Source organism: Agromyces sp. MMS24-K17 (genome assembly GCF_043950245.1).
Classification (GTDB): domain Bacteria; phylum Actinomycetota; class Actinomycetes; order Actinomycetales; family Microbacteriaceae; genus Agromyces.
Map to the genome: position 1 here is coordinate 3,706,193 of NZ_CP171640.1, position 26,874 is coordinate 3,733,066.

A 26,874-nucleotide genomic window follows, 5' to 3' on the forward strand; every position below is an offset into this window, starting at 1 on the left:
CTCCGGCCATCGTGCCGGGGGCGCCTCGTCCAATGTCAGCCGAGGAACAGCGCCCGCAGCCGCCGCGTGGTGAACCAGGTGCCGACGGCGGCCATCACCGCGAAGTACAGCACGTGCCACCACAGGCCGGCGTCGACGGCGCCGGTCGTGAGCCCTCGCACCAACTCGACGCCGTGCCAGAGCGGCAGCGCCTGCACCACCCGCTGGATCGGCTCGGGGTACACCGAGAGCGGGTAGAACGTCGCCGAGAACAGGAACATCGGCAGCATCACGAAGTTGATCCAGTCCATCTGCTGGAACGTCTTCAGGCAGCTCGTGACCGCCATGCCGACGCTCGCGAAGCCGAACGCGATGAGCAGTACCGACGGCAGCGCGAGCAGCGCCCACCACGACAGGTTCAGCCCGAGCACCTGCATGACCGCCATGAAGCCGACCGCGTAGAGGCCGCCGCGCAGGAGCGCGAGCACGATCTCGCCGAGGGCGACGTCGAGCGGGCCGAGCGAGGTCGCGAGCATGCCCTCGTAGAGCTTCGCGAACCGGATCTTGAAGAACACGTTCCAGGTCGAGTCGTAGATCGCGCCGTTCATGGCGGCGACGGCGAGGAGCGCCGGCGCGATGAACGCGGCGTAGGGGATCTCCTCGCCGCCCGAGGTGACCGTGCCGACGAGCCCGCCGAGCCCGACGCCGAGCGAGAGCAGGTAGAAGATCGGCTCGAACAGGCCGCTCACCATGACGAGCCAGTTCGTCGAGCGCGTCGCCCGCCAGCCGCGGTGCACGACCGCGCGGGCGTTGCCGGCGTAGAGGCCGCCGCCGCGGAGCGGCCGGGCGCCCGTGCGGAGCTCGGCGGCGTGGTCGACGGTGCTCATGCGGTCAGCCGCTTCCTCGCGATGCGCCGCGACCAGGTCCACCCGACGACCGTCATGCCGACGAGCACGACGACATGCAGCCCGGTCAGCCAGGCCGGTTCGACGTAGCCGAAGCTCGCGACGCGGGCGAGCTCGGTGCCGTGCCAGAGCGGGGAGATCCACCCGATCCACTGGAGGAACCAGGGCAGCTCCGACAGCGGGAAGAACGTGCCGGAGAACAGGGTGAGCGGCAGCACGACGAGCCGCTCGACCATGGCGAGCTGCCCGGTGTCCTCGGTGATCGTCGAGGCGTACGCCATGAGCAGCGTGCCGAACGCGAGGCCGGTGAGGATCGCCGCGATGATCGCCAGCCACCCGGTGGGCGCGGGCACCGCGCCGAAGGCGAGCATGAACGCGAAGTAGACGACGACGGTCGCCGCCAGGCGCACCACGACCGAGATGACGAGGCCGTCGACGACCTGGGCCGGTCGGATCGGCGCCGCGTGCATCGCGCTGAACGTCGGGTTCCACTTGTAGCCGAGCAGCACCGGGTACGAGAACTCGATCGTCGCCGCCGTGAGGCCCGCGCTGCAGAGCAGGGCGGGAGCGACGAACACGAGGTAGCCGACGCCGCCCGCCTCCGCGCCGAGGTTCTGGTCGACGAGCGTCGCCAGGCCCACGCCCATGGCGTAGAGGTAGATCAGCGGCTCGCCGAGCGCGGTGCCGATGATCGTCTGCCGGTACGACCACATGACGCGGAACCGGTGCTCGGCGACGTACCAGGCGCCGAACCGGCGCGGCCGGGCGCCGCCGGCGAGCGCGCGGTCGGCGGGCCGCACGCCGGGTCGATCGGAGAGGGTCATGCGCGCACGGTCATTCGATGAGGCTCCGCCCGGTGAGGCGCAGGAAGACGTCCTCGAGGCTCGATCGCCGCACGAGGCTCGTGAGGGGGTGCAGGCCGGCGTCGCGGATGCGTTCGAGCTCGGCCTCGCCGTCGGCCGTGTAGACGAGGATGCGATCCGGCAGCACCTCGAGCCGGTCGCCGCGGCCGGCGAGCGCGGTCGCGACCTCCTCGTTGCGGTCGGAGCCGAACCGCAGCTCGAGCACCTCGCGCGAGGAGTACTGCCGGATGAGCTCGGCCGGGCTGCCCTCGGCCATGATGCGGCCGTGGTCGACGACGACGAGCCGGTCGCAGAGCTGCTCGGCCTCGTCCATGTAGTGCGTGGTCAGCACGAGCGTCTTGCCCTGCTCCTTCAGGCGGAACAGGCGGTCCCAGAGGATGTGCCGGGCCTGCGGGTCGAGCCCGGTGGTTGGCTCGTCGAGCAGCAGGATGCGAGGGTCGTTGATGAGCCCACGGGCGATCGTGAGGCGGCGCTTCATGCCGCCCGAGAGGTCGTCGACCTTCGCGTCGCCGCGCCCGTCGAGCTGGGCGAAGGCGAGCAGCTCGTCGGCGCGCTCGGCGACGACCTTCCGCGGCAGGCCGAAGTAGCGCCCGTAGACGAGCAGGTTCTCGCGCACCCGCAGCTCGGTGTCGAGCGTGTCGGCCTGCGGCACCACGCCGAGCTGCGAGCGGATCTCGGGGCCGTGCCGGTCGGGATCGAGGCCGAGGATCTCGAGCCGGCCGCCGGAGCGGGACGAGACCGCGCCGACCATCCGCATCGTGGTCGACTTGCCCGCGCCGTTCGGGCCGAGCAGGCCGAACGACTCGCCCGGCGCGACCTCGAAGTCGAGCCCGTCGACCGCGGCGACGTCGCCGTACCGCTTCACGAGGCCTTCGGCGGCGATGACTGGTGCTGGCACGGTATCCCACCGTAGCCGGGGCATCCGACAGCCCCTAGCATGGCCGCATGCCGCCCGCGACGACGCCCACGCCACCAGCCATCCGGGTCTCCGAGGAGGTGCGCGCGGCGGTCGCCGACGGGCGCCCGGTGCTCGCACTCGAGTCGACCATCCTGAGCCACGGGCTGCCGAGCCCGCGGAACCTCGAGGTGGGGCTCCGCAGCGAGCAGGAGGTGCGCGACCTGGGCGTGGTGCCCGCGACGATCGGCGTCGTGGGCGGGGTGCCGGTCGTCGGCCTGTCCCGCGACGAGCTCGAGCACCTGTGCACGGCGATCGGGGTGGTGAAGGCGAGCGTGCGCGACCTGCCGGTGGCCCGGGCGAAGGGCCTCGACGCCGGCACCACGGTCGCGGCGACCGCCTGGCTCGCGCACCGCGCGGGCATCCGGGTGATGTCGACCGGCGGCCTCGGCGGCGTGCACCGCGACGCGTCGGAGACGTTCGACGAGTCGGCCGACCTGCCGGTGCTCGCCGAGACGCCGATCACGCTCGTGAGCGCGGGCGTGAAGTCGATCCTCGACATCGGCGCCACCCTCGAGCGCCTCGAGACGCTGAACGTGCCGGTCGTGGGCTATCGCACGAACCGGTACCCCGGCTTCTACGTCGCCGACTCGGGGTTCGAGCTCGAGTACCGGGTCGACTCCCCCGCGGAGGCGGCGGCGCTCGCGCTGGCCCGCGACGAGCTCGGCCTGCCGTCGGCGGTGCTCGTCGCGAACCCGGTCGACGCGGCCCGGCAGCTCGACCCGGCCGTGCACGACCAGGTGCTCGCGGAGGCGCTGGCCGCGGCGGAGGCGGCGGGCGTGACCGGGCACGACACCACGCCCTTCCTGCTCGACTTCTTCCAGCGGGCGACGGGCGGCGCGAGCCTCGAGGCGAACCTCGAGGTGTACCGCGGCAACGTCGCGCTCGGCGCGGAGATCGCGCGTGCCGTCGCCGGCTGACGCGCGCGCGGGCGGCGCCCCGGCCGCGCCCGTCCTCGCCGTGGTCGGCGACCTCGTCGAGGACATCGTCGTCTGGACCTCCGAGCCCGTGCGGCACGGCACCGACACGGCGGCGCGCGTGTTCCGCACGCGCGGCGGCAGCGCCGCGAACGTCGCGGCCCTCGCGGCGGGCGAAGCGGGCGCGCCGACGCGATTCCTCGGCTGCGTCGGGCCGGATGCCGCGGGCGACGCGCTCGTCGCGGCGCTGGAGCGGGCCGGGGTCGACGCCCGGGTGCAGCGGCGGGGCACGACGGGCGCCGTCGTCGTGCTGATCGACCCGGCGGGCGAGCGCACCATGTTTCCCGACCGCGGGGCGTCGGCGGAGCTGGCCGCGGTCGATCCCGCCTGGCTCGACGGCGTCGCGTGGCTGCACGTGCCGCTCTACGGGTTCGAGCGCGACCCGGCGCGCACGGCGGTGCTCGGGCTCGTCGCGGAGGCGCGGCGGCGGGGCCTCGGCCTGTCGGTGGATGCGTCGTCGACGGGCCTGATCGCGGGCCTCGGCGCCGACCGGGTGCTGGCGCTGCTGCGCGAGCTCGGCCCGCAGGTGCTCTTCGCCAACGAGACGGAGGCGGCCGCGCTGGGGCTCGCCGACGGCGGCGCACCGGCCGCGGAGGCGGCGGCGACCTTCGTGGTGAAGCACGGCCCCGAGCCGACGGCGGTGTTCGAGCGCGGCGAGCTCGTGCTGCGGGTCGACGTGGATCCGGTCGAGGTGGTCCGCGACCTCACGGGCGCCGGCGACGCGTTCGCCGCCGGGTTCCTCGCGGCGACGCTCGCGGGTCGCGGTGCCCGCGAGGCGGTGCTCGCGGGCCACGCGGTGGCGGCGCGGGTGATCGGCGTCGCCGGGGCGGGCGTCGGGGCATCCGTCAACCCGAGTTGACGCTCGGCCGAATCGTCAACTACGGTTGACGCCATGGACGACCGCACCCTCCGCACCGCGATCGCCGCCGCAGACGGCGACGACCCGTACCGCGCGCTCCGGGCCATCCGCCACGCCCGCGCCGAGCTCACGCGGGAACTCGACCGCGCCGAGGCCGTCGCGGTCCGCCGGGCCCGCGCCTCCGGCGCGAGCTGGCAGCTCATCGCGCTCGCGCTCGAGGTGTCGAAGCAGGCCGTCCACAAGCGCTACGGCCGGGGCTGAGTCACAGCCGACCCCACGTATGCTGCAATGCGGCCCCGTCACCCCCCGAACGGGGCCCGACACCAGGAAGTGACATGACCCAGACCGAGACCCGCGCCGCCCGACGCGCCCTCGACGGGCGCCCCTCCTCGGGTCGCCGCGCCGTGAAGCCCGAGCGCCGCAACCCCCTCGCCTCGTTCTCGTTCGGCCGCCGCAGCGCGTCCCAGGCACCCGCCGGACCGCGCGCGACCGTCCGCCAGCTCATCCCGTACCTCACCGAGCACAAGGGCATCCTCGCCTTCGTGCTCGCCCTCTCGCTCGTGCTCGCCGCCGTCGGCCTGGCGCAGCCGCTCGTCGTCGGCCGGGTGATCACCCTCGTCGGCGAGGGCCAGCCGCTCGGCGGCCTGGTCTGGCTGCTCGCCGTGCTGCTCATCCTGCAGGGCGTGCTCAGCGGCTACCAGCACTACCTCCTGCAGCGCACCGGCGAGGGCATCGTGCTCACGAGCCGCAAGCGGCTCATCTCGCGCATCCTGAACCTGCCCATCGCCGAGTTCGACAGCCGCCGCACCGGCGACCTCGTCTCCCGCGTCGGCAGCGACACGACGCTGCTGCGCGCCGTGCTCACCCAGGGCGGCGTCGAGGCGATCGGCGGCGCGGTCACGTTCCTCGGCGCGCTCATCGCGATGATCGTCATCGACCCCGTGCTGCTCGGCCTCACCGTGCTCGTACTGTTCGTCGCCGTCGGCGGCGCGGCGCTGCTCTCCCTGCGCATCCGCGACGCCTCGCACCAGGCGCAGGCGAAGGTCGGCTCGCTCGCCTCCGCCGTCGAGCGCTCGATCAGCTCCGTGCGCACCATCCGCGCCGCCGGCGCCACCCGCCGCGAGGTCGAGGCGACCGAGGCCGAGGCCGTCGGCGCGTGGGAGATGGGCGTCAAGGTCGCGAAGATCTCGGCCCTCGTCGTGCCGGTCGCGTCGATCGCGATGCAGGCGTCGTTCCTCGTCGTGCTCGGCGTCGGCGGCTACCGCGTCGCGAGCGGCGCGATCACGATCGCGAGCCTCGTCTCGTTCATCCTGTTCCTCTTCATGATGATCATGCCGCTCGGCCAGATGCTCGGCGCCCTCATCGCGATCAACCAGGCGCTCGGCGCGCTCGGGCGCATCGAGGAGATCCTCGACCTGCCCGACGAGGACGCCGACGACCGTCGCATCGCCCCGCACGCGATCATGGTCGGTCCGGCGAACGAGGGCATGCAGCCCGACGCGCCGGCGCTCGAGTTCGACGACGTGCACTTCGCCTACGCGCGCACCACGCCGAACGACCCCGCCGACCCCGGCAACGACTCCCCCGACGAGCACCGGCCCGAGCCCGACGTCACCGAGCGCCAGCCGGTGCTGCACGGCATCTCGTTCCGCGTGCCGCGCGGGCAGCGCATCGCGCTCGTCGGGCCCTCGGGCGCCGGCAAGTCGACGATCCTCTCGCTCATCGAGCGGTTCTACGACCCGAGCGTCGGCGCGGTGCGCATGGGCGGGCTCGACATCCGCTCGCTCGAGCGCACGGTGCTGCGTTCGCAGATCGGCTACGTCGAACAGGATGCCCCGGTGCTGGCCGGCACCATCCGCGACAACCTGAAGCTCGGCAGCCCCGACGCGACCGACGTCGAGTGCGAGCACGTGCTGCGCGCCGTGAACCTCGGCGGCGTGCTCGAGCGCGACCCGCTCGGGCTGTCGGCACCGGTCGGCGAGGACGGCATCATGCTCTCGGGCGGTGAGCGCCAGCGCCTCGCGATCGCCCGCGCGCTGCTCGCGGCCCCGCCGATCCTGCTGCTCGACGAGTCGACGTCGTCGCTCGACGGCGTCAACGAGCGCATGATGCGCGAGGCGATCGACGCGGTCGCCGCCGGCCGCACGCTCGTGGTGATCGCGCACCGGCTGTCGACGGTCATCGACTCCGACCGCATCGTCGTCGTCGACCAGGGCCGGGTCATCGGCCAGGGCACGCACGCCGAGCTCGTCGAGACGGTGCCGCTCTACCGCGAGCTCGCGGAGCACCAGCTCCTGGTCTGAGGCGAGCCGGGAAGCGCCTTGGCGCGCGGGGGCACGCCGCGGGGCGCGCCCCGGTTCAGGGCATGACCCGAGCGATGCTCAGTGTCTCCACGGATGCCCCGCCCGACGGGGCATCCGTACCGTGATGGCGTACCTGCTGATCCCCCGGCCGCCGCGCCGGCCAGACCGGAAGAACGCCATGACCCTCATCGACGCCACCCGCGTGGACACCCCGTTCGCCGAGCCGAAGCGCGAGCTCATCGCCGCCCTCGACACCGGGTCGATCACCGTTCGCGACACCCTGCCCGCCGAGTCCCTCGGCGACGGGTTCGACCCCGTGCAGGCCCGCCTGCGCGACTGGCTGCGCAGCTGGCGCCCGCAGCGCGTGCCGGCCTTCGAGCCGGTGCGCGACACCGCGCCGAAGGGCCAGCGGCGCACGGCGCTGAAGAGCGCACCGACCCGCCCCGACGGCGCCGTGCGCGTCACCGCGAGCCTCTACGACCCGCCCACCCGCGAGGGCGCTCCCCTCGCCTGGTCGCGCAACTGGGTGAGCGTCGCCGTGCTGCCGCAGGCGACCGAGGCCGGCCGCGTGTACTACCGCTTCGCCGTCGGCAGCCGGCTCGTGCTCGACGGGCAGGCCGAGACGAGCCTCGTGTCGACGAGCCTGAACTTCGGCGCCGTCGCCGACGCCGGCTCGGCGAGCCCGTTCGACGCCCCCGGCTTCCAGACGCCGGTCGCCCGGCCGCTCGTGGGCGTCCAGGGCCGCGAGGACGCCGATGCCGAGGCCGTCCAGGTCATCGAGGGCTCGCTCGACGTCGCCGCCGGCGACACCCCGGCGCTCGCGTTCGTGCTCGGCCTCGACGTGCTGTTCCGCGACGGCTGGGTGCGCCTGCACGAGGGCTCGAGCGCGTGGGTTGGCCCGGCCGGCGCCGGCGCGACCGGCACGATCGAGACCCGCTTCGTGCCCGCGGCGCTGCTGCGGATCGTCGAGGAGGCGGCCTGAGCACCGCCGTCCGCCACCGCGGCCGCACGGCCGCCACCGACACGTCGGCCCGGGCCTCCGGGGGAACAGGCCCGGGCCGTCGTCATGCCCGACGACGGGTTCGCGCCGGACGGGTGCGCACCACCGGAACGCTGCGCCGGACGACCGTTCCTCGAAACCGCCCGGAAACCCGCCCGCGGCTAGGGTCGAGGGCATGGAGTTCTCCGTCCCCCAGCAGCGTCATCTCGTCACCGAGCTTCCCGGCCCCCGTTCCCGCGCGCTCCTCGAGCGCCGCCGTGCGAGCGTCTCCCGCGGCGCCGGCACCCTCGCGGACATCTTCATGGACCACGGCTCGGGCGCGATCCTGGTCGACGTCGACGGCAACCGGCTGATCGACCTCGGGTGCGGCATCGGCGTCACCACGATCGGCCACGCCCACCCCGACGTCGCCGCCGCGGCCGCCGCGCAGGCGCAGAAGCTCACGCACACCCTCTTCACCGTCACCCCGTACGAGAACTACGTGCGCGTGGCGGAGAAGCTCGCCGAGATCACGCCCGGCGACTTCGAGAAGCACTCGATCCTCGTGAACTCGGGCGCCGAGGCGGTCGAGAACGCGGTGAAGATCTCGCGCAAGTACACCGGACGCCGGGCGATCGCCTCGCTCGACCACGCCTTCCACGGCCGCACGAACCTGACCATGGCGATGACCTACCGCCCGTGGCCGGAGCGCGCGGGCATGGGCCCCTTCCCCGGCGAGCTGTACAGCGTGCCGTCGAGCTATCCCTTCAAGGACGGCCTGACCGGTGCCGAGGCGGCGGCCCGCACGATCGACTACATCGTGACCCACATCGGCGCGACCGAGCTGGCGGCGCTGTTCGTCGAGCCGATCCAGGGCGACGGCGGCGTGGTCATCCCGGGCGACGGCTACTTCGAGGCGCTGCGCGAGTTCTGCACCGAGCACGGCATCGTGTTCGTCGCCGACGAGATCCAGGCCGGCATCGCCCGCACGGGCGCCTGGTACTCGATCGAGCACTTCGGCGTCGTGCCCGACCTCGTCACGAGCGCGAAGGGCATCGCGGGCGGCTTCCCGCTCGCGGCGGTCACCGGCCGCGCCGAGATCATGGACGCGGTCCAGCCCGGCGGCATCGGCGGCACGTTCGGCGGCAACCCCGTCTCGACGGCGGCCGCCCTCGCGACGCTCGAGGTCATCGAGCGCGACGGCCTGATCGCCGAGGCGCAGCGCGTCGAGCGGGCGTTCCAGGCCCGCATCGGCGACTGGGCCGAGCGGTTCCCGGTCGTCGGCGAGGTGCGGGGCAAGGGCGCGATGTGGGGCGCCGAGCTCGTCAAGCCCGGCACCCGCGAGCCCAACTCCGAGGCCCTGAAGGCGGTCATCGGCCACGCGGCCGCGAACGGCGTCATCGTGCTCGACGCGGGCAGCTGGGACAGCGTGCTCCGCTTCCTGCCGAGCGTGGTCATCAGCGAGGAGCTGGTCGACGACGCGGCATCCGTCATCGAGCAGGAGCTCGCCCGGCAGAGCGCGGCCTAGGCCGACGCACCACGGCACCACCTCACGGAGGACGGCATGGTCGCAACGACGGCGTTCGACTTCTTCGCCACGGGCGGCCTGCCCGTGCCCACCCTCACGACGGCCGAGGCCGAGGCGATCGCCCGCGATCGCTTCGGCCTCGCGGCCGTCGCGAGCGAGCTCGGCAGTCAGCAGGACCAGAACTTCCTGCTGGTCGCCGCGGCCGGTGCGGATGCCCCGGGCCGGTCGGATGCCCCGGGCCGGCCCGTCGGCGTGCTGAAGGTGGCGAAAGCCGCCTTCACCGTCGACGATGTGCGCACCCAGGACGCCGTCGCCGAGGCGGTCGCCGCGGCCGATCCGGACCTGCGGGTGTCGACCGCGCCGCAGCCGGCCGAACTCGTCGACACCCGCCTGGGGCTGCTCGCGATCCGGGTCATCCGGTTCCTCGACGGCGGCACGTTCAGCGGCGACGGCGCGCTCGGCGCGCGCGTGGTCGCAGCGATGGGCGACGTCGTCGGCCGGGTGAGCGCGGCCCTCGCCGGCGTCGACCTGCCGGGCCTCGACCGGGTGCTGCAGTGGGACCTCCGCCACGCCGACCGGGTCGTGGCCGAGCTCGCCCCGCACCTGCCCGGCGGCGACGCGGCCGACGGCCTGCGCTGCCGCGTCGAGGCGGCGGCGGCCGCCGCGTGGGCGGAGGTGTCGGCCGTCGCCGACGGGCTGCGGGTGCAGGCCGGGCACTTCGACCTCACCGACGACAACCTCGTGCGCGGGGCATCCGGCCTGCCCGACGGGGTCATCGACTTCGGCGACGTGACCCGGTCGTGGGCGGTGGGCGAGCTCGCGACCCTCATCGCCGGGCTGCTGCACCACGCCGACGTCGACCCGGCCGCGACGCTGCCCGCGATCCGCGCGTTCCACGCGCGGCACCCGCTGACGGCCGCCGAGGTGCGCGCGCTCTGGCCGCTCGTCGTCCTGCGCGGCGCCGTGCTCGTGGCCTCGGGCGCCCAGCAGCTCGTGCTCGACGCGTCGAACGACTACGCCGCCGAGCGCGCGGGCGGCGAGTTGCGCAGCTTCGAGCGCGCCGTCGAGGTGCCGACCGCGGTGATGACGGCGCTCGTCGCCGACGCGCTCGGGGTCGACGTGCCGCGGTTCGCGCCCGGCGGCGACGACGAAGCCGAGGCGGTGCCCGTCGCCGACCTCGCCGGGGCCGCCCGGCTCGACCTCGACGTCGAGTCCGACCTGGTCGACGACGGCGCCTGGCTCGAGGCCGGCCTCGCCGACCGGGTCGCCCACGACCTGCTGCGCCGCTCGGCGCCCGCGGTCGCGACCCGCTACGGCGCGGTGCGGCTCGACGGGAGCCCGGCGCACCCGGCCGAGGCGCCCGCCACGATCGCCACCGGCGTCGACCTCTGGGTCGCGGTGCCGACGGTGCTTCGCGCACCGGGGTCCGGCGCCGTGCACCTGGTCGACGGGGGGCTCCGACTGGCCGGGGCATCCGCCGACCTCGTGCTGCGCGGCGTGCACGCGCACGTCGCCGACGGCGCGACCGTCGCGGCGGGCGCCGACCTCGCCGAGGCGGCCGCCGGCGAGCGCGTGGGCGTGCAGGTGGTCGCCCCGGGCGCCGACGTGCCCGCGCGCGTGCCCGCCGCGCTCGCGGCCGGATGGCTCGCCCGCGCGGCCGACCCCGGGCCGCTGCTCGGGCTCGCCTGGGCGGGCCCGCGCCCCGCCGGCGCCACGTCGGCCGAGGACGCCGCCGCCCTGCTCGACCGGCGCGACCGCAGCTTCGCGGCGGTGCAGGAGCACTACTACGACCGGCCGCCGCGGATCGAACGCGGTTGGCGGCACCACCTCGTCGACGTCGACGGGCGCGCCTACCTCGACATGGTGAACAACGTCACCGCCGTCGGGCACGCGCACCCCCGCGTCACCGAGGCGGTCGCGCGGCAGCTGCGCCGGCTCAACACGAACTCGCGGTTCCACTACCGCGCGGTCGCGGAGTACGCCGAACGACTGGCGGCGCTCCTGCCCGACCCGCTCGACACCGTGTTCCTCGTGAACTCGGGCTCGGAGGCCACCGACCTGGCGATCCGCATCGCGACCGCGGCGACCGGCCACCGCGACGTGGTGTCGCTCACCGAGGCGTACCACGGCTGGACCGTCGGCAGCGACGCCGTCTCCACCTCGATCGCCGACAACCCGAACGCGCTCGGCACCCGGCCCGACTGGGTGCATCCGCTCGACTCCCCCAACGCGTTCCGCGGGCGGCACACCGGGGCGGATGCCTCGCGCTACGCGCCCGAGGCCGTGGCCGCGATCGACGCCCTCGTCGCCGCCGGGCGGCCGCCGGCGGCGATCATCGCGGAGACGCTGTTCGGCAACGCCGGCGCCGTGCCGCTGCCCGACGGGTACCTCGCGGACGTGTACGGGGCGATCCGCCGCGGCGGCGGCCTCGCGATCGCCGACGAGGTGCAGGTCGGCTTCGGGCGGCTCGGACACTGGTTCTGGGGGTTCGAGCAGCAGGGCGTCGTGCCCGACGTCGTCGCCGTGGCGAAGTCGATCGGCAACGGCATGCCGCTCGGCGCGGTGATCACGACCCGCGAGATCGCCGACCGGTTCGCCGCCGAGGGGCCGTTCTTCTCCTCGACCGGCGGGAGCCCGGTCTCCTGCGCGGCGGGCCTCGCCGTGCTCGACGTGATCGAGGAGGAGGGCCTGCAGCGCAACGCCGCCGTCGTCGGCGCGCACCTGAGGGCCGGGCTCGAGGAGCTCGCGACGAGGCATCCGCTCATCGGCGCCGTCCACGGCGTCGGGCTGTACCTGGGCGTCGAGCTCGTCCGCGACCGGCGCACCCTCGAGCCCGCGACCGCCGAGGCGCGTGCCGTGTGCGACCGGCTGCTCGGCCTCGGGGTGATCGAGCAGCCCACGGGCGACCACAAGAACGTGCTCAAGGTGAAGCCGCCGCTCTGCCTCGACGAGGCCGCCGCCGACGCGTTCGTCGCCGCCCTCGACCGCGTGCTCGCCGAGGGGTTCGCCTGATGGCGGCCAGGAAGCCCGCGGCCGAGCGGTCCGCCGAGATCCGCGCCGCGGCGCGGGCGCTCGCCCTCGAGGGCGGGCTCGTCGCGGTGACCCTGCGGGCGGTGGCGGCGCGGGTCGGCGTCGCCCCGGCGCTCGTGGCGCACTACGCGCCCGCGCCCGGGATGGACGGGCTCGTCGCCGACGCGTTCCGATCGATCACCGCCGACGAGCTCGCCGACGTGCGCCGGGTGGCGGGCCCCGACTCCGACCCTGCGATCGACCGGCTCGCCCGGCTCATCCGAACCGCCCTCGACCCCGGCCGCGACGACGTGACCGCCGTGTGGGTCGACGCGTGGAGCCTCGGCCGGCGCAACCCCGCGCTCGCGGCGGCGGTGCGCGGGGTGGCCGACGGGTGGCAGGGGCTCGTCGCCGGGATCATCCGCGACGGCGTCGCCTCCGGCGCGTTCGGGAGCACCGGCCATGGCGCGGCGGCGCCCGTCGACGCCGACGCCGTCGCGTGGCTCGTCATCGGCCTGCTCGACGGGCTCAACGCCCAGTCGGTCGTGCACGACCGGCACGACCCGGCGGCCGCGGGCATCGTGCTCGGCGCCGTCGAGCGGGAGCTCGGCGTCGCGGCGGGCGCGCTCGGCGGCTGAGCGGGCTGACGAATCCCTGCGCGGACGCGAATGGTCGCCTCGACGCGCAGGGAACGGCAGTTCGGGTCCGCGCGCGCAGCATCGCGATGGCGCGTCGAGACGCGGTCGGGCTGACGCGGCGCGTGGCTAGACTCGCCGGATGGCGCGCTTCGTCGTCGTGCTGCCGCTCGTCGCGCTCACCGAGGGCGACGACTTCGCAGCGGCGCGGTGGCCGCTGCACGTGACGCTCGTCGAGCCGTTCCCGACGTCGCTCGGCGCCGAGGAGGTGGCGGCGGTGCTCGGCTCGGTCGACGGCATCGGCCGCGAGGCCCGGGCCCTGCACGCGCGAGGCGGCGAGCCGGCGATGTTCGGGCGCCGCCACGACGTACCGGTCACGCTCGTCGTCGACGGCGGGGAGCTCGCCGCGCTCCGCGGCCGAACGATCGCCGCGCTGCAGCACGCCGGCGTCGAGCTGCATCCGCGCCCCGACTACCGTCCGCACGTCACGCGCAAGGACCACGGCCGGGTGCGTCCGGGCGATCGGATCGTGCTCGGCACGGTCGCGCTCGTCGACCTCCGGCCGCCGGAGGGCGCGCACCACCGCCGCGTCGTCGCCGCCTGGCCGCTCGGCACGTGATCCGCGGCCGCGCGATGCGGGGCGTCAGTGCGAGCCCCGGTCCCACTCCCGGACGTCGGGATCGTCGCGTCGACGCGGCGCCTCGACGTCGTCGAAGAGGTCGGGCCCCTCGGTCCCGGATGCCCGATCGCGCCGGATCCGGCGCGCGAGGACGACGCCGAAGACGATGAGCCCGCCTCCCAGGATGAGGACGCTCCACCACCAGTCCATGGGCCGCACCGTACCCCCGGCGGCCGTGCGCGGCAACGGATCCGTGCCGCCGTGCGACCGCCTCAGGCGGCGTCGGCGGCCGTCGCCGCGTCGGCCCGCTCGGCGCGCCGGTCGGCCCGCTTCTGCCAGGGCCAGCGGCCCGAGATCTCGAGCTCGAGCGACCAGCTGAGGAAGGTCCGGATGAGCACGATGATCGCGAGCACGAGCACGGACTCGAGCGTGGGCGTGACCGCGACGGTCTTGATGATGTCGGCCGCGACGAGGAGCTCGAGCCCGAGGAGGATGGCCCGGCCGAGCACCCGCCGGAAGCGGTCGTACACGGGCCCGGCGCGCCGCATCGCCCGCACCGCCGCGTCGAGCATCGCCGCCAGTACGCCGACGACGATCGCGATGACGCCGACCACGTCGATCACCTGGCCGACCGTGGAGATGACCTCGTCGATGTCCATCGCGCCCCCTCGGCGTCACGCTAGCGCCGCGCGCCTCCGGCGGACGGGCGACGTGCCGGGCAGCGGCGGACGGATGCCCCGGGCAGGCGGGCGCCCCGCACAGCCGGATGCCCCGGCCGGCGCGCCTTCCCGTGCACGCCGTCCGGGGCATCCGATGGGCCGCCGGAGCGGCCGCCTCGAGCCGTGTGGTTCCCTATCCCCGCTCGAGGTGGTACCGGAGGCTCGCGAGCTCGGCGCGGAGCGCCGCGGGCACGCGATCGCCGAACTGGTCGAAGTAGTCCTGCGTGAGGTCGCACTCCGCCAGCCACGAGTCGCGGTCGACCTCGAAGAGGTGGTCCAGCGCCTCCGCCGACAGGTCGAGCCCGTCGACGTCGAGGGCGCCGTCGGCGGGGAGGAGTCCGATCGGGGTCTCCGTCGCCTCCGCGTCGCCCTCGATGCGGCGGATGATCCACTCGAGCACGCGGGCGTTCTCGCCGAAGCCCGGCCAGAGGAACCCGCCGTCGGCGCCCTTGCGGAACCAGTTCACCTGGAACACCTTCGGGGCGTGCTCGCCGAGGATCCGGCCCATCTTCACCCAGTGGCCCCAGTAGTCGGCCATGTTGTAGCCGCAGAACGGCAGCATGGCGAACGGGTCGCGACGGAGTTCGCCGACGGTGCCCTCCGCGGCCGCCGTCTGCTCCGACGAGATGGTGGCGCCCATGAACACGCCGTGCTTCCACGAGCGGGCCTCGGCGACGAGCGGCACGTTCGTCGCCCGGCGTCCGCCGAACAGGATGGCGTCGATGGGCACGCCGTCGTGGGCGTCCCAGTCGTCGGCGATCTGCGGGCACTGGGCTGCGGCGACGGTGAACCGCGAGTTCGGGTGCGCTGCGGGACGCCCGCTGTCGGGCGTCCACGGCTTGCCCTGCCAGTCGGTCAGGTGCGCCGGCGGGGTCTCGGTCAGGCCCTCCCACCAGACGTCGCCGTCCTCGCGGAGCGCGACGTTCGTGAAGATCGTGTTGCCCCAGAGCGTCTGCACCGCGGTGGGGTTCGTCGCCGCGCCGGTGCCGGGCGCGACGCCGAAGAAGCCCGCCTCGGGGTTGATCGCGTAGAGCCGGCCGTCGGGGCCGGGCCGCATCCACGCGATGTCGTCGCCGATCGTCTCGACGGTCCACCCGGGGATCGTCGGGCGCAGCATGGCGAGGTTCGTCTTGCCGCACGCCGACGGGAACGCGGCGGCCACGTGGTACGCCTTCCCTTCCGGCGAGGTGACCTTGATGAGGAGCATGTGCTCGGCGAGCCATCCCTCGTCGCGGGCCATCACGCTCGCGATGCGCAGCGCGAAGCACTTCTTCGCCAGCAGGGCGTTGCCGCCGTATCCCGAGCCGTACGACCAGATCTCGCGCGAGTCGGGGAACTGCACGATGTACTTCGTGTCGTTGCAGGGCCAGTCGGCGTCGGCGCGCTCGAAGCCGCGCTCGTCGCGGAGCGGGTAGCCGACCGAGTGCACGGTGCGCACCCAGGGCTCGCCGGCCTCGATGAGGCGCAGGACGCGCTCGCCCATGCGCGTCATGATCCCCATCGAGAGCACGACGTACGGCGAGTCGGTGATCTCGACGCCGAGCTGGCTGATCGGCCCGCCGAGCGGGCCCATCGAGAACGGCACGACGTACATCGTGCGGCCCTTCATGGAGCCCTCGAACACGTCGCGGAGCTCCTCGCGCATCTCGCGGGGGTCGCGCCAGTTGTTCGTGGGGCCGGCGTCCTCCTCGTACGTCGAGCAGATGAAGGTGCGGTCCTCGACCCGGGCGACGTCCGACGGATCGGTGCGGGCGAGGTAGCTGTTGGGTCGCCACTCGGGGTTCAGGCGGATGAGCCGCCCCTCGGCGACGAGTTCCTTCGTGAGCAGGTCGGCCTCGCGGAGCGACCCGTCGCACCAGACGACGCGGTCGGGCTGGGTGAGTCCGGCGAGCTCGGCCACCCAGGCGCGGAGCGCCGGATCGGTCGTGCCGCGCGCGCCCGGCTGCTCGCCGGCGTCGGTGCCGGGGTCGCCGGTGGTGAAGTCGGAGATCGTCATCGGGCTCCCTTTCGCTCGCGCCGCCGGGTGGGCGGTCGGTGTCGGTGATTCCAGCCTGCGCCGATCGCGTCGGTTCCTTCGAGCAGAATGGACGTAAAGAATCGCGATTCTTTCAGTATGGTTAAGCCGTGAATCCCGGCAGCCCCGATCTCGCGACCCTCGGCCACCGCATCCGCCACTTCCGCGGCGAGCGCGCGCTCACGCTCGACCAGCTCGGCGAGCAGGTGGGCCTCGCCGGCAGCCAGCTCTCGCTCATCGAGAACGGCAAGCGCGAGCCGAAGCTCTCCACGCTCGACGCGCTCGCCGCCGCCCTCGGCGTCGCCCTCTCCGACCTGCTCGCCCGCGAGGCGCCGAGCCCGCGCGCCGCCCTCGAGCTCGAGCTCGGCCGCGCGCAGGCCAGCCCGCTCTATCAGGCGCTCGGGCTGCCGACCGTGAAACCGAGCCGGGGCCTGCCCGACGAGACGATCGAGGCGCTGCTCGGACTGCACCGCGAGCTCCAGCGCCGCGCGACCGAGGCCATCGCGACCCCGGAGGAGGCGCGTCGCGCGAACACCGAACTCCGCGAGCGGATGCGCGCCCGCGGCAACTTCCTCCCCGAGATCGAGGCGCTCGCCGAGGAACGGGTGCGCGCCGCGGGCCACCGGCAGGGCGCGCTCACCCACCGCGAGGTGAGCGTGATGGCCGAGCAGCTCGGCTTCCAGCTCATCTACGTCGACGACCTCCCCGACTCGACCCGGTCGATCACCGACCTCGAGAACGGGCGCATCTACCTGCCCCCGGCGTCGATCCCCGGCGGCCACGGCCTGCGCTCCATGGCCCTGCAGGCGATGGCGCACCGGCTCCTCGGCCACACGCCGCCCGCCAGCTACGACGAGTTCCTCTGGCAGCGGCTCGAGATCAACTACTTCGCGGCCGCGTGCCTGATGCCGCGCGAGGCATCCGTCGCGTTCCTCCAGGAGGCCAAGAAGGAGAAGCGGCTCGCCATCGAGGACTTCCGCGACGCGTTCGGCGTGACGCACGAGGCCGCGGCGCTGCGCTTCACCAACCTCGGCACGGCCGAGCTCGACATGACGATGCACTTCCTGCGGGTGAACGGCGACGGCGCGCTCCAGAAGGGATACGAGAACGACGGCCTGCCGCTGCCGACGGATGTGACCGGCTCGATCGAGGGCCAGTGGGTCTGCAAGAAGTGGAGCGCCCGCCGGGCGTTCGGCCAGACGAACCGCACCACCGAGAACTACCAGTACACCGACACCCCGGCCGGCACCTTCTGGTGCGCGACGCAGACGGGTCGCACCGACGCGGCGGAGTTCTCCATCAGCATCGGCGTGCCGTTCGCGCAGGCGAAGTGGTTCCGCGGCCGCGAGACGACCGTGCGGGCGGAGTCGCGCTGCCCCGACGAGTCGTGCTGCCGCGCGGCGCCGGTCGACCTGTCGTCGCAGTGGGCCGGACGGGCGTGGCCGAGTGCGCGGCTGCACGCGCACGTGCTCTCGCCGCTGCCGTCGGGCACGTTCCCCGGCGTCGACGACGCGGAGGTCTACGCGTTCCTGGAGCAGCACGCGGGCCAGTAGGCGCCATTGCGCATCCGTCACGATGAAGTGACCATTGCAATAGTGTGCGACACACAGTATCGTGTGGCACATGGACCTCGATGAGACGACCGCCGCGCACCTGCAGGAGCTGCGCCGCGGCACCGTCGTGCTCGCCTGCCTCGTGCGGCTGCGCACACCCGACTACGGCTACGCCCTGCTCGAATCGCTGAACGGCCTCGGCATCCTCGTCGACGCCAACACCCTCTACCCCCTGCTCCGCCGACTCGAGAAGCAGGGCCTGCTCACGAGCGAGTGGAACACCGACGAGGCCAGGCCCCGCAAGTTCTACCGCACCAGCCCCACCGGCGACGCGCTCGCGATCGCCCTCATGGCCGACTGGCGGCGCATCGACGACGCCCTCGCGGGCCTCACCACAGGAGACGAATCATGACCGAGCTCACCGACCGCTACCTCTTCGCGGCGACGCGCAGCCTCCCCGCCGCGCAGCGCGAGGAGCTCTCCCGCGACCTCGCCGAGCGCATCGCCGACACGATCGAGGCCCGCGTCGAGTCCGGCGCCTCCACGCCCGAGACCGCCGAGCGCGACGCCCTCGTCGAGCTCGGCCATCCCGCAGCCCTCGCGGCGACGTACAGCGACCGCCCGCTCGTGCTCATCGGGCCGCGCTACTACCTCACCTGGAAGCGACTCCTGGTCTTCCTCGAATCCTTCGTGCCGGCGACCGTCGCCGCCGTCTCCGCGCTCGGGCTCGTGATCTCCGGCGGTGGCTGGGAGGTCATCGGCTCGGCGATCGGCATCGGCATCTCGGTGGCCGTGCAGCTGGCGTTCTGGCTGACGCTGGTGTTCGCGTTCATCGAGCGCTACGACCCGGGCAAGGGCTCGGCCACGGAGGCGGCGGACACGCTCGGCTGGACGCCCGAGCAGCTCCCGCAACTGCCGGAGCTGCGCCGCCCGCATCGCCGCAGCGACCTCGTCGCCGGCCTGGTCTGGCTCGCGATCGCCGCCGCCTTCCTCGTCTGGCAGCAGTTCGGCATCGTGTGGATCGGCGGCGAGCGCTCGTCGGTGCCGCTGCTCGACCCCGACCTGTGGTCGTTCTGGCTGCCCTACCTGCTCGTGCTCATCGCCCTCGAGGCGGCGTTCGCCGTGTGGATCTACCGCGCCGATTGGAACTGGGCGAACGCGATCGTCAACGTCGTCCTGAACGCCGCGTTCGCGATCCCGGTCGTCTGGCTGTTCATCGAGGGACGGCTCCTGAGCCCCGAGTTCGTCGCACTCGTCGAGCCGCACCTCGACGCCGACGCCGAGTGGGTGCTCTCGGTGCTGTTCGTCGCCGGCATCGTCGGCGTCTGCGCCTGGGACGCGATCGACGGCATCATCAAGGCCGCGCGCGGCGGAGGCCGCGGCACGCTCTCGTTCCCGGGCAACCGCAGCCCGCAGCGCGCAGCTCGCTGAGCCTCGTGCGCGATCCGGATGCCGCTACTTCGGCTGCATCCGGATCGCGCCGTCGAGGCGGATCACCTCGCCGTTCAGCAGCGGGTTCTCGACGATGTGGCGAACGAGCGCGGCGTACTCGGCGGGCGTGCCGAGCCGCGACGGGTGCGGGATCTGCGCCTCCAGCGAGGCCTGCACGTCGGCCGGCATGCCCGCCATCATCGGGGTCCGCATGATGCCCGGCGCGATCGTGACGACCCGCACGAGCAGCTTCGACAGGTCGCGGGCGAGCGGCAGCGTCATCGCCGCGACGCCGCCCTTCGACGCCGAGTATGCGGCCTGGCCGACCTGCCCGTCGAAGGCCGCGACCGACGCGGTGTTCACGATCACGCCCCGCTCGGCCGTCTCCGGCACCCCGGGCAGCGCCTGCCGCACGACCGGCTCGTTCGCGGCCATCGCGGCGGCCGCGAGGCGGGCGACGTTGAAGGTGCCGATCAGGTTCACCCGGATGGTCCGCTCGAACGCCTCCAGCGCGAGCGGCCCGTCACGGCCGACGACCCGGCCGGCGGTGGCGATGCCGGCGCAGTTCACCGCGACGCGCAGCGGTGCGCGCTCCTGCAGGGCGTCGATCGCGGCGCGAACGGATGCCTCGTCCGTGACATCCGCCGCCCGGAACCGCACCCGGTCGCCGAGTTCCGCGGCCGCCTGCTCGCCGGGCGAGCCCGGCAGGTCGACGATCACCACCTCGGCGCCCGCGGCCGCGAGCACCTCCGCAGTCCCCCGGCCCAGGCCCGAGGCCCCGCCGGTGACGAGCGCACCCGATCCGTCCAGGTCCATCCGTGTCCCTCCCTCTCCATCGAGTGATGACGTGCGCGGGCCCGAGGCCCGTTCCGGTGCGGCGGCCGTCGGCCCCCGGCTCAGAAGGCCGGTGCGTCGTCGACGAAGCCGATGACGTACTCCGCCACCCGCTGCGGCACGCCGTCGAAGACCGCGGCGCGCGCGTCCGAGGCGAGGTACTCCGCCTCGCGGGCGAGGAACGCCTCGCGGTCGCCGGGGGCGCTCACCGCCCACACGAACTCGTTGGTCTCACGCAGGCCGTAGGCGAACTCGATGGCGAACCCGGCCGCGGGCCGGACCACGGGCATCGACCCCTCCCACCAGGCGAGGAAGTCGTCGTAGGTGCCCTCGTGCAGGCGGTAGCGGCGCAACTGGATCGTCTTCACCCGACCCATTCTGCCGTCGCTCAGGCGGTCGTGTCGCCCGACGACACGACGGTGACGCCCGCGTGCCCGAGTTCCGCGAGCACCTCGGCCGAGCGCTCGGGATGCACCCCCGCGATGAGGTCGGTGAACACCCGCACGTGCTGGCCGTGCGCGGTCGCGTCGAGCGCGGTCTGCCGCACGCAGTAGTCGGTCGCGAGGCCGACGACGTCGACCTCGGTGATGCCGCGTTCGGCGAGCACCTCGGTGATCCGGCGGCCGTCCTCGGCCTCGCCCTCGAAGACCGAGTACGCCGGGCGGCCCATGCCCTTCCGCACGTGCACGTCGACCGCCGACGTGTCGAGGTCGGGGTGGTACTCGGCGCCCGCCGTGCCCGACACGCAGTGCGGCGGCCAGGTGTCGACGAAGTCGGGCGCGTCGGCGAAGTGGCCGCCGTTGTCGTTGTCGGCGTCGTGCCAGTCGCGCGACGCGACGACCAGCGCATAGTCCTCGCCGTGCGTCAGCAGGTGGTCGCTGATGCGACGGGCGACCGCGGCGCCGCCCTCGACGCCGAGCGCGCCGCCCTCGGTGAAGTCGTTCTGCACGTCGACGATCAGGATGGCTCGGGACATGTCGGCCGCCTTCCGCTCGGGTTCGGCCCGCGTGCGACGCGGGCTCGGGGCATCCCGACCATTCTCCCAGCGCGGGAGCGCGCGCGGCAGGGGGTGGCGCGCCCCGCGGGCGCCGTCACTGGTTCGACAGGTTGTCTCCGCAGAGGAAGAACCCCGTGGTCAGCGTGTCGATGGCCTGCTTCGCGTCGTCCGAGACGTCGCCGAGGGCGTAGATCGCGAAGGTCAGCGTCGACCCGTCCTGCGCGCGGATCACGCCGGAGAGCGTGTAGCCCGTGTTGATCCAGCCCGTCTTCGCCGACACGGCGCCGTCGGCCACCGCGTTGTCTCCCGAGAACCGATCGCTGTACGACAGCGACCCGCGCTGGCCCGAGACCGGCAGGCCGTCCATCAGCGCGCCGAGGTTGCCCTCGCGGGCGTTGATCTTCACGAACAGGCGCGTCAGGTACGACGGCGGCACGGCGTTGAAGTCGCTCAGGCCCGACCCGTCGACGACCTGGATGCCGGCCGTGTCGATGCCGTAGGCGCCGAGCCCCTGCAGCACGCCCGCGTTGATGGCGTCGAACGTGTTGCCCGACCCGGTCTTGATCGCCACGAGGCGGGCGAGCATCTCGGCGACCGTGTTGTCGGAGACGACGAGCGCCTTGTCGACGAGCTGCGCGACGGTCGGCGACGACACCTGGCCGAGCTGCGCCGCGCCGGCGCTCGCCGTGCCGCGCTCGACCGACGAGATGCCGCCGAGCGCCGACGCGAACGCGTCGCCCGCACGCCCGATCGGGTCGGTGCTGCGCCATGAGGTCTCCTTCGCCGGGTTGTCGCGGTCGCCGTCGACCATGAGCGCCGCGATGTTCGGCATGTAGCCGTCCTCGCGCTCGACGGTGTCCCAGCTCGCCTGCCACTCGTCGCCGCCGAAGTACGACGCGTCGAGGATCAGCTTCGTGAGCGGGGGGTTCGAGGGGTCGGCCGCCCACGCCGCCCGCACCTGCGCGGCGAGGTCGTCGAGGTGGGCCGCGCCCGGGTACACGGTCTGGGTGCCGCTCGGCGTGCGCGACAGGGTGACGTCGCCGCCGCCGACGAGCACGACCGACCCGGGCTCGCTGCCCTTCACGACGGTCGTCGTCGCACGGTAGTCGGGCCCGAGCACGTTGAGCGCGGCGGCCGAGGTCAGCACCTTCATGACGCTCGCCGTGCGCGACGGCTGCGTGCCGCCGCGGTCGTACAGCACCTCGCCGGTGGCGGCGTTCACGACCTGCGCCTGCATGGCGCCGAGGCGGCCGTCGGCGGCCCGGTCGGCGACCGAGCAGGTGCGGATGCGTCCGGCCGCGACCGCCGCCGCGGGCGTCGCCCGGCCGGTCGGCGTGGGCGTCGCCGTCTCGGTCTCGACGTCGGCGACCGCGGCGACGGTCGGCGCGGGCGCGGCGACGGAGGCCCCGGCGAACACGGCACCGGTGCCGAGCAGCGCGAACGCGAGCATGCCGCCGACGATCGCGAGCGGCACGCGGCGGCGTCGGGCGAACGCGGCGAGGCGGGAGCGGGCGCCTGGGGCGGGGGTGGCGGATGCGTCGGCCTCGCCGGGTGCCGCGGGCGGGGCGGATGCCTCGGGCAGGACGGAGGTCGGGGCCTCGGCGTCGGCCGCGGGCAGGACGGACGTCTCGGCATCGGCGTCGGCCACGGGCACGACGGACGTCTCGGCATCGGCGTCGGCGTCGGCGTCGGCGTCGGCATCGGCGCCTGCGCCTGCGCCGGTCGCGTCGGGCGCCGTCGCCTCGGAGGCGGCGATCGCGTCCTCGGCGTCGGAGCCCTCGGGCTCGTGGTCGGGCTGCTTCGGTGTCTCGGTCATGGGTCCTGGCGGGGCTCGGCGGGGCCGCGGCAGCGGCACGCCCGAGCGCTGGCGGCACCCGGGCGGATCATCCGGGCATTGTAGCCATGCACGCCGGGCGCGCCCGCCGAGGCTCCTGTGCGAACGCTGCGAGCCCGGGCGCCGGCGCGAGGCATCCGCCGCCGCACGCCGCGCCGTCCTCGCACCGCCGCCCGCTCGGTCACTCGCCGGGGTAGCGCAGGCCGATCCGCTCGCGGATGTCGTCGAGCGTGCCCATGATGGCGACGGTCTCGTCGATCGGCAGCAGGTCGCCGCCGAGGTTCCCCTCGGCCACGAGCCGCTCGAGCGCGGCCGCCTGGAAGTGCATGCCTCGGCCGGTGACCTCGGAGGCGAACTCCTCGAGCACCGAGCCGTCGTGCGAGACGACCCGGAAGGTGGTCGGCGTGTACCAGACCGCGTCGATGTCGATCCGAGCCTCCGTGCCGATCACGCTCGCGGTGTTGGGGCCCTTCGTGTCGCTGGCCGACAGCGACGTCGCGACCCGGCCGCCCGCGTAGCCGAAGATGGTCGCCACCTGGGCGTCGACGCCGGTCGGCTTGAACGTCGCGGTCGCCTGGATCGTCTCGGGCGCGCCGAACAGGTCCCAGGCGAACGAGACCGGGTAGATGCCGAGGTCGAGCAGGGCGCCGCCGCCGAGTTCGAGCGCGTTGAGCCGGTGCGCCGGGTCGTTCGAGATCTTCTGCGTGTGGTCGGCGAGCAGGGTGCGCACGTCGCCGAGCGCGCCCTCGGCGATGATCTCGCGGATGCGGACCATGTGCGGCAGGTAGCGGGTCCACATCGCCTCGAGCACGGCCAGGCCGCGCTCGGCGGCCAGGTCGGCGACGGCCTGGGCCTCCGCGCGATTGAGGGTGAACGGCTTCTCGACGAGCACGTGCTTGCCGCCCTCGAGTGCGAGCGTCGCGTTCTCGGCATGGAACGGATGCGGCGTCGACACGTAGATCACGTCGACCTCGGGGTCGGCGGCGAGCGCCTCGTAGCTGTCGTGCACGTTCGGGATGTCGAACTCGGTCGCGAACGCCTCGGCCGCCTCCCGGCGGCGCGAGCCGACCGCTCGCACGTCGAAGCCGTTCAGCTTGAGGTCGTTGGTGAAGGCATGGGCGATTCCGCCCGTCGCCAGGATGCCCCAGCGCAGTCCGTCGGTCATGGCGAGAAGCCTAGCGTTCGGGGTGACACCCGGACGGGGACGTGGGGATTCCTCAGCTCGAGGCTACAGTGTGGCCATGTCGGCACTCCCAACCCGAATGGGACGACGGCTCGGCCTCCTCGCCGTGCTCGCCGCCCTCGCGATCCCCGTCGGGATCGCCACGCCCGCCGTCGCCGCACCGCCCGAGCAGCCCGTCGCGAAGTACGTCGCCCTCGGCGACTCGTACGCGGCCGGCCAGGGCAGCGGCGTCCCGCTCGACGGCTGCCTGCGCAGCGCCACAGCCTACCCCGTGCTCCTCGACGCCGAGCCGCGCACGAACCTGCTCCGCACCGCGGCCTGCTCCGGCGCGACCGTCGGTGCGGTCTCGGCGAGCCAACTCGCCCAGGTGAACCGCGGCACCACGCTCATCACGCTCACCGTCGGCGCGAACGACGTCGGCGTCGGCGACGTCGCCGCCGCCTGCCTGCCTGCACCGGCGTCGCCCGCGTGCGCCATCGCGATCCAGACTGCGATGGGCGTGCTCCAGTCGGGCCAGGTCGGCACCGCCCTCACCGCGCTGCTCCTCGATGCGGCCGCACGATCGCCACGGGCGCACCTCGTCGTCACCGACTATCCGCTGCCGTTCGCACCCGGTGCGGCCGGCGCCATCGGCGACCAGCTGAACCTCGCGACCGGGCTGCTCGACGCACAGATCGCCGGCGCCGTCCAGGCCGCTGCCCTCGCGGGCGTCGACGTCGAACTCGCGAGCGTGCAACTCGCCTTCCTCGGCCATGGCGCCGGGTCGGGCGCGAGCTGGCTGGGCGAGAACCCCGCCGACCCGATCTCGTTCCTCCACCCGACCGCCACCGGCCAGGCCGCGTACCGCGACGTGATCCTGACGGCGCTGGCGTCCTGACCCCGACCTCCTGAGGGGGCGCCGGCGGCGCACGGCACACCCAGCCGCAACCGCCGAGACGCCGAAGGGCCGGATCCCGATGGGATCCGGCCCTTCATCTGGAGCCGCCTAAGGGAATCGAACCCTTGACCTATTCATTACGAGTGAATCGCTCTGCCGACTGAGCTAAGGCGGCGTGGCATCCGTTTCCGGTTGGCACGATCACCAATCATAGCGGGTTTCCCGAGCGGTTCAGACCACGTGGTCGACCCGTCGCCGGGTCAGCACTTCGGGTCGGCGGCGGGCACCGTGCCGTCGATGAAGTACGACTCGACGGCGTCGTTCACGCAGGCGTTCGACTTGTTGTAGGCGGTGTGTCCCTCGCCGTCGAAGCTCACGAGCACGCCGCTGTCGAGCTGCTCGGCGAGGGCGACGGCCCACTGGTACGGCGTCGCCGGGTCGCCGGTCGTGCCGACCACGAGGATCGGGGCCGCGCCGGTCGCGTGGATCTCGGTGCGCTCGGCCTCGCTCGGAACGGGCCAGTTCATGCACGCGAGGTCGCCGTAGCCGAAGTACGGCCCGATCACGGGGGCCGCCTCGGCGATCTGCGCCGCCTTCTCGACCATCACGCCCGGGTCGTTCTGGTAGGTGTAGTCGAGGCAGTTGACCGCACGGAACGCCTCGGTCGAGTTGTCGAGGTAGGTGCCGTCGTCGCTGCGCCCGTTGTAGGCGTCGGCGAGCGTGAGCGCGAAGTCGGCGTCGCCGAGCATCACCGACGAGAAGAGGTCGTCGAGGTACGACCACGCATCGGGGCTGTACAGCGGGTACACGATCGCGGTGATGAACGTGTCGGCGCCGACCTGTCGCCCGTCGCTGCCCTGGAGCGGGCTGGCGTCGACCGAGGCGATGAGGTCGCTGATCTCGGCCATGGCGTCCTCGACGCCGTCGTCGAAGGGGCAGTCGGTACCCGAGAGGCAGTCCTCGAGGTAGGCGCGGAGCGCCTGCTCGAAGCCGACCGCCTGTGCCTCGGAGACCTCGGTCTCGCTGGCCGACGGGTCGAGGGCGCCGTCGAGCACGAGCCGGCCGACCTTGTCGGGGTACAGGTCGGCGTACGTGGCGCCGAGGAACGTGCCGTACGAGTAGCCGAGGTAGTTGAGCTGCTCGTCGCCGAGGACGGCGCGGAGCAGGTCGAGGTCGCGTGCCGCGCTCACGGTGTCGACGTTCCCGAGCAGGTCGCCGGTGTTCTCGGCGCAGGCCTGGCCGAAGTCGGAGGCGTTCTTGGCGACCTCGTCCATCCACGGGGCGGTGCCCCGCTCGTAGGGATTGATGCCGTACAGGTACTCGTCCATCTGCGCCGGGTCGTAGCAGGCGACCGCCGACGACCGGCCGACGCCGCGCGGGTCGAACCCGACGACGTCGAAGTGCTCCTGGAGCGGCTGCCCGACGGCGTAGTCGAGCGAGTCGTGGATGAAGTCGTAGCCCGATCCGCCCGGGCCGCCCGGGTTCACCAGGAGCGACCCGAGCCGCTCCCCCGTGGCGACGTGGCGCACGAGCGCCAGGTCGATCTCGCCGGCGGCCGGGTCGTCCCAGTCGAGCGGAGCCTTCGCGGTGGCGCAGCCGAGCCGGTCGCCGCACTGCTCCCACTCGAGCACCTGCGTGTAGAACGGCTCGAGCTCGGGCGAGACCTGCTCTCCGGTCGGCGTGGAGGTGTGCACGGGCGCCGGCTGGAGGAGGTTCGGCACGCACCCGGCGAGCGCTGCGACGAGCGCGACCGCGGCGGCCACGGCTCCGACCGCACGGACGCTCCGGATGCCCCGCCCGCCGCGCGGGCCCACGGCCCCG

25 protein-coding genes and 1 tRNA gene are annotated in these 26,874 nt (G+C 73.8%); 13 read left to right on the plus strand and 13 right to left on the minus strand.

Features of this window, described 5'->3' with window-relative positions; translation table 11 throughout:
- Window positions 1-35: 35 nt before the first annotated feature.
- From ACGGZK_RS17015 to ACGGZK_RS17025, 3 genes are read right to left on the minus strand one after another with little or no spacing between them, the layout of a single operon-like run.
- Complete coding sequence (locus ACGGZK_RS17015) at window positions 36-866, minus strand: ABC transporter permease (RefSeq protein ID WP_395243804.1); 831 nt, start codon at window positions 864-866, stop codon at window positions 36-38.
- Window positions 863-1,708, minus strand: a complete 846-nt coding sequence (locus tag ACGGZK_RS17020) for an ABC transporter permease (RefSeq protein ID WP_395243805.1) — start codon at window positions 1,706-1,708, stop codon at window positions 863-865. Before ACGGZK_RS17020 ends, ACGGZK_RS17015 begins: the two co-directional genes overlap by 4 nt.
- Before the next feature lie 10 nt (window positions 1,709-1,718).
- Window positions 1,719-2,645 carry an ABC transporter ATP-binding protein gene (locus ACGGZK_RS17025; RefSeq protein ID WP_395243806.1) on the minus strand — a complete coding sequence of 309 codons (927 nt, stop codon included), beginning with the start codon at window positions 2,643-2,645 and terminating at the stop codon, window positions 1,719-1,721.
- Window positions 2,646-2,692: 47 nt separating this feature from the next.
- On the opposite strand from ACGGZK_RS17025, the gene ACGGZK_RS17030 reads away from it, so the two are divergent.
- From ACGGZK_RS17030 to ACGGZK_RS17070, 9 genes are all read left to right on the plus strand, one after another.
- Complete coding sequence (locus ACGGZK_RS17030; protein WP_395243807.1) at window positions 2,693-3,622, plus strand: pseudouridine-5'-phosphate glycosidase; 930 nt, start codon at window positions 2,693-2,695, stop codon at window positions 3,620-3,622.
- Window positions 3,606-4,538 (plus strand): carbohydrate kinase family protein, encoded by a 933-nt coding sequence (locus ACGGZK_RS17035; protein ID WP_395243808.1) that lies wholly within the window; start codon window positions 3,606-3,608, stop codon window positions 4,536-4,538. The genes ACGGZK_RS17030 and ACGGZK_RS17035 overlap by 17 nt, the downstream gene beginning before the upstream one ends.
- 33 nt (window positions 4,539-4,571) lie before the next feature.
- Window positions 4,572-4,799, plus strand: coding sequence for a hypothetical protein (locus ACGGZK_RS17040; protein WP_395243809.1), 228 nt, complete (start codon window positions 4,572-4,574; stop codon window positions 4,797-4,799).
- A 74-nt stretch (window positions 4,800-4,873) separates the two neighbouring features.
- Complete coding sequence (locus ACGGZK_RS17045; protein ID WP_395243810.1) at window positions 4,874-6,841, plus strand: ABC transporter ATP-binding protein; 1,968 nt, start codon at window positions 4,874-4,876, stop codon at window positions 6,839-6,841.
- 178 nt (window positions 6,842-7,019) lie between these two features.
- Complete coding sequence (locus tag ACGGZK_RS17050) at window positions 7,020-7,823, plus strand: hypothetical protein (protein WP_395243811.1); 804 nt, start codon at window positions 7,020-7,022, stop codon at window positions 7,821-7,823.
- A 193-nt stretch (window positions 7,824-8,016) separates the two neighbouring features.
- Window positions 8,017-9,348, plus strand: coding sequence for a 4-aminobutyrate--2-oxoglutarate transaminase (gene gabT, locus ACGGZK_RS17055; protein WP_395243812.1), 1,332 nt, complete (start codon window positions 8,017-8,019; stop codon window positions 9,346-9,348).
- A 36-nt stretch (window positions 9,349-9,384) separates the two neighbouring features.
- Complete coding sequence (locus ACGGZK_RS17060; RefSeq protein ID WP_395243813.1) at window positions 9,385-12,360, plus strand: aminotransferase; 2,976 nt, start codon at window positions 9,385-9,387, stop codon at window positions 12,358-12,360.
- Entirely contained in the window at window positions 12,360-12,995 is a 636-nt protein-coding gene (locus tag ACGGZK_RS17065) for a TetR/AcrR family transcriptional regulator (RefSeq protein WP_395243814.1), read from the plus strand. The genes ACGGZK_RS17060 and ACGGZK_RS17065 overlap by 1 nt, the downstream gene beginning before the upstream one ends.
- A gap of 139 nt (window positions 12,996-13,134) precedes the next feature.
- On the plus strand, window positions 13,135-13,611 hold the full coding sequence (locus ACGGZK_RS17070; RefSeq protein ID WP_395243815.1) for a 2'-5' RNA ligase family protein: 477 nt from the start codon (window positions 13,135-13,137) through the stop codon (window positions 13,609-13,611).
- 24 nt (window positions 13,612-13,635) lie between these two features.
- On the opposite strand, the gene ACGGZK_RS17075 is transcribed toward ACGGZK_RS17070, so the two are convergent.
- From ACGGZK_RS17075 to ACGGZK_RS17085, 3 genes are all read right to left on the minus strand, one after another.
- Window positions 13,636-13,821 carry a hypothetical protein gene (locus tag ACGGZK_RS17075; protein ID WP_395243816.1) on the minus strand — a complete coding sequence of 62 codons (186 nt, stop codon included), beginning with the start codon at window positions 13,819-13,821 and terminating at the stop codon, window positions 13,636-13,638.
- Between the two features lie 62 nt (window positions 13,822-13,883).
- A complete protein-coding gene (locus ACGGZK_RS17080; RefSeq protein WP_395243817.1) occupies window positions 13,884-14,270 on the minus strand; it encodes a DUF1622 domain-containing protein in 387 nt (128 codons plus the stop codon).
- A 193-nt stretch (window positions 14,271-14,463) separates the two neighbouring features.
- On the minus strand, window positions 14,464-16,326 hold the full coding sequence (locus ACGGZK_RS17085) for a phosphoenolpyruvate carboxykinase (GTP) (RefSeq protein ID WP_395243818.1): 1,863 nt from the start codon (window positions 16,324-16,326) through the stop codon (window positions 14,464-14,466).
- A gap of 128 nt (window positions 16,327-16,454) precedes the next feature.
- Here ACGGZK_RS17085 and ACGGZK_RS17090 point away from each other — a divergent pair, with 128 nt between their 5' ends.
- The 3 genes from ACGGZK_RS17090 to ACGGZK_RS17100 all read left to right on the plus strand — a co-directional run bounded on the left by ACGGZK_RS17090 (window position 16,455) and on the right by ACGGZK_RS17100 (window position 19,328).
- Window positions 16,455-17,897: a helix-turn-helix domain-containing protein gene (locus ACGGZK_RS17090; RefSeq protein WP_395243819.1), complete on the plus strand. Its 1,443-nt coding sequence runs from the start codon at window positions 16,455-16,457 to the stop codon at window positions 17,895-17,897.
- Window positions 17,898-17,967: 70 nt separating this feature from the next.
- The gene (locus ACGGZK_RS17095) at window positions 17,968-18,309 is read left to right on the plus strand and encodes a PadR family transcriptional regulator (protein WP_395243820.1); all 342 of its coding nucleotides are present in this window, start codon (window positions 17,968-17,970) and stop codon (window positions 18,307-18,309) included.
- Entirely contained in the window at window positions 18,306-19,328 is a 1,023-nt protein-coding gene (locus ACGGZK_RS17100) for a permease prefix domain 1-containing protein (protein ID WP_395243821.1), read from the plus strand. The genes ACGGZK_RS17095 and ACGGZK_RS17100 overlap by 4 nt, the downstream gene beginning before the upstream one ends.
- A 24-nt stretch (window positions 19,329-19,352) precedes the next feature.
- Here ACGGZK_RS17100 and ACGGZK_RS17105 read toward each other — a convergent pair whose 3' ends face one another.
- From ACGGZK_RS17105 to ACGGZK_RS17125, 5 genes are all read right to left on the minus strand, one after another.
- Entirely contained in the window at window positions 19,353-20,144 is a 792-nt protein-coding gene (locus tag ACGGZK_RS17105; RefSeq protein WP_395243822.1) for an SDR family NAD(P)-dependent oxidoreductase, read from the minus strand.
- An 80-nt stretch (window positions 20,145-20,224) separates the two neighbouring features.
- Window positions 20,225-20,530 (minus strand): hypothetical protein, encoded by a 306-nt coding sequence (locus tag ACGGZK_RS17110; RefSeq protein WP_395243823.1) that lies wholly within the window; start codon window positions 20,528-20,530, stop codon window positions 20,225-20,227.
- 20 nt (window positions 20,531-20,550) lie between these two features.
- Window positions 20,551-21,138: an isochorismatase family protein gene (locus ACGGZK_RS17115; RefSeq protein WP_395243824.1), complete on the minus strand. Its 588-nt coding sequence runs from the start codon at window positions 21,136-21,138 to the stop codon at window positions 20,551-20,553.
- 115 nt (window positions 21,139-21,253) lie between these two features.
- Window positions 21,254-22,975, minus strand: coding sequence for a D-alanyl-D-alanine carboxypeptidase/D-alanyl-D-alanine-endopeptidase (locus ACGGZK_RS17120; RefSeq protein WP_395243825.1), 1,722 nt, complete (start codon window positions 22,973-22,975; stop codon window positions 21,254-21,256).
- Between the two features lie 199 nt (window positions 22,976-23,174).
- Entirely contained in the window at window positions 23,175-24,158 is a 984-nt protein-coding gene (locus ACGGZK_RS17125) for a Gfo/Idh/MocA family protein (RefSeq protein ID WP_395243826.1), read from the minus strand.
- A gap of 76 nt (window positions 24,159-24,234) precedes the next feature.
- On the opposite strand from ACGGZK_RS17125, the gene ACGGZK_RS17130 reads away from it, so the two are divergent.
- A complete protein-coding gene (locus tag ACGGZK_RS17130) occupies window positions 24,235-25,053 on the plus strand; it encodes a GDSL-type esterase/lipase family protein (protein WP_395243827.1) in 819 nt (272 codons plus the stop codon).
- A 99-nt stretch (window positions 25,054-25,152) separates the two neighbouring features.
- Here the strand turns inward: ACGGZK_RS17130 and ACGGZK_RS17135 are convergent.
- A tRNA-Thr gene (locus tag ACGGZK_RS17135) sits at window positions 25,153-25,228 on the minus strand.
- Between the two features lie 85 nt (window positions 25,229-25,313).
- A complete protein-coding gene (locus tag ACGGZK_RS17140; protein ID WP_395243828.1) occupies window positions 25,314-26,816 on the minus strand; it encodes an alpha/beta hydrolase in 1,503 nt (500 codons plus the stop codon).
- Window positions 26,817-26,874 lie beyond the last annotated feature (58 nt).

Bases quoted from the DNA above. Each gene is read 5' to 3' on its own strand.
- ACGGZK_RS17020 (WP_395243805.1), bottom strand. From the start codon at position 1,708: ATGACCCTCTCCGATCGACCCGGCGTGCGGCCCGCCGACCGCGCGCTC.
- gabT (WP_395243812.1), top strand. From the start codon at position 8,017: ATGGAGTTCTCCGTCCCCCAGCAGCGTCATCTCGTCACCGAGCTTCCC.
- ACGGZK_RS17045 (WP_395243810.1), top strand. From the start codon at position 4,874: ATGACCCAGACCGAGACCCGCGCCGCCCGACGCGCCCTCGACGGGCGC.
- ACGGZK_RS17060 (WP_395243813.1), top strand. From the start codon at position 9,385: ATGGTCGCAACGACGGCGTTCGACTTCTTCGCCACGGGCGGCCTGCCC.
- ACGGZK_RS17120 (WP_395243825.1), bottom strand. From the start codon at position 22,975: ATGACCGAGACACCGAAGCAGCCCGACCACGAGCCCGAGGGCTCCGAC.
- ACGGZK_RS17085 (WP_395243818.1), bottom strand. From the start codon at position 16,326: ATGACGATCTCCGACTTCACCACCGGCGACCCCGGCACCGACGCCGGC.
- ACGGZK_RS17115 (WP_395243824.1), bottom strand. From the start codon at position 21,138: ATGTCCCGAGCCATCCTGATCGTCGACGTGCAGAACGACTTCACCGAG.
- ACGGZK_RS17080 (WP_395243817.1), bottom strand. From the start codon at position 14,270: ATGGACATCGACGAGGTCATCTCCACGGTCGGCCAGGTGATCGACGTG.
- ACGGZK_RS17095 (WP_395243820.1), top strand. From the start codon at position 17,968: ATGGACCTCGATGAGACGACCGCCGCGCACCTGCAGGAGCTGCGCCGC.
- ACGGZK_RS17065 (WP_395243814.1), top strand. From the start codon at position 12,360: ATGGCGGCCAGGAAGCCCGCGGCCGAGCGGTCCGCCGAGATCCGCGCC.
- ACGGZK_RS17030 (WP_395243807.1), top strand. From the start codon at position 2,693: ATGCCGCCCGCGACGACGCCCACGCCACCAGCCATCCGGGTCTCCGAG.
- ACGGZK_RS17070 (WP_395243815.1), top strand. From the start codon at position 13,135: ATGGCGCGCTTCGTCGTCGTGCTGCCGCTCGTCGCGCTCACCGAGGGC.
- ACGGZK_RS17050 (WP_395243811.1), top strand. From the start codon at position 7,020: ATGACCCTCATCGACGCCACCCGCGTGGACACCCCGTTCGCCGAGCCG.
- ACGGZK_RS17105 (WP_395243822.1), bottom strand. From the start codon at position 20,144: ATGGACCTGGACGGATCGGGTGCGCTCGTCACCGGCGGGGCCTCGGGC.
- ACGGZK_RS17040 (WP_395243809.1), top strand. From the start codon at position 4,572: ATGGACGACCGCACCCTCCGCACCGCGATCGCCGCCGCAGACGGCGAC.
- ACGGZK_RS17125 (WP_395243826.1), bottom strand. From the start codon at position 24,158: ATGACCGACGGACTGCGCTGGGGCATCCTGGCGACGGGCGGAATCGCC.
- ACGGZK_RS17130 (WP_395243827.1), top strand. From the start codon at position 24,235: ATGTCGGCACTCCCAACCCGAATGGGACGACGGCTCGGCCTCCTCGCC.
- ACGGZK_RS17100 (WP_395243821.1), top strand. From the start codon at position 18,306: ATGACCGAGCTCACCGACCGCTACCTCTTCGCGGCGACGCGCAGCCTC.
- ACGGZK_RS17075 (WP_395243816.1), bottom strand. From the start codon at position 13,821: ATGGACTGGTGGTGGAGCGTCCTCATCCTGGGAGGCGGGCTCATCGTC.
- ACGGZK_RS17015 (WP_395243804.1), bottom strand. From the start codon at position 866: ATGAGCACCGTCGACCACGCCGCCGAGCTCCGCACGGGCGCCCGGCCG.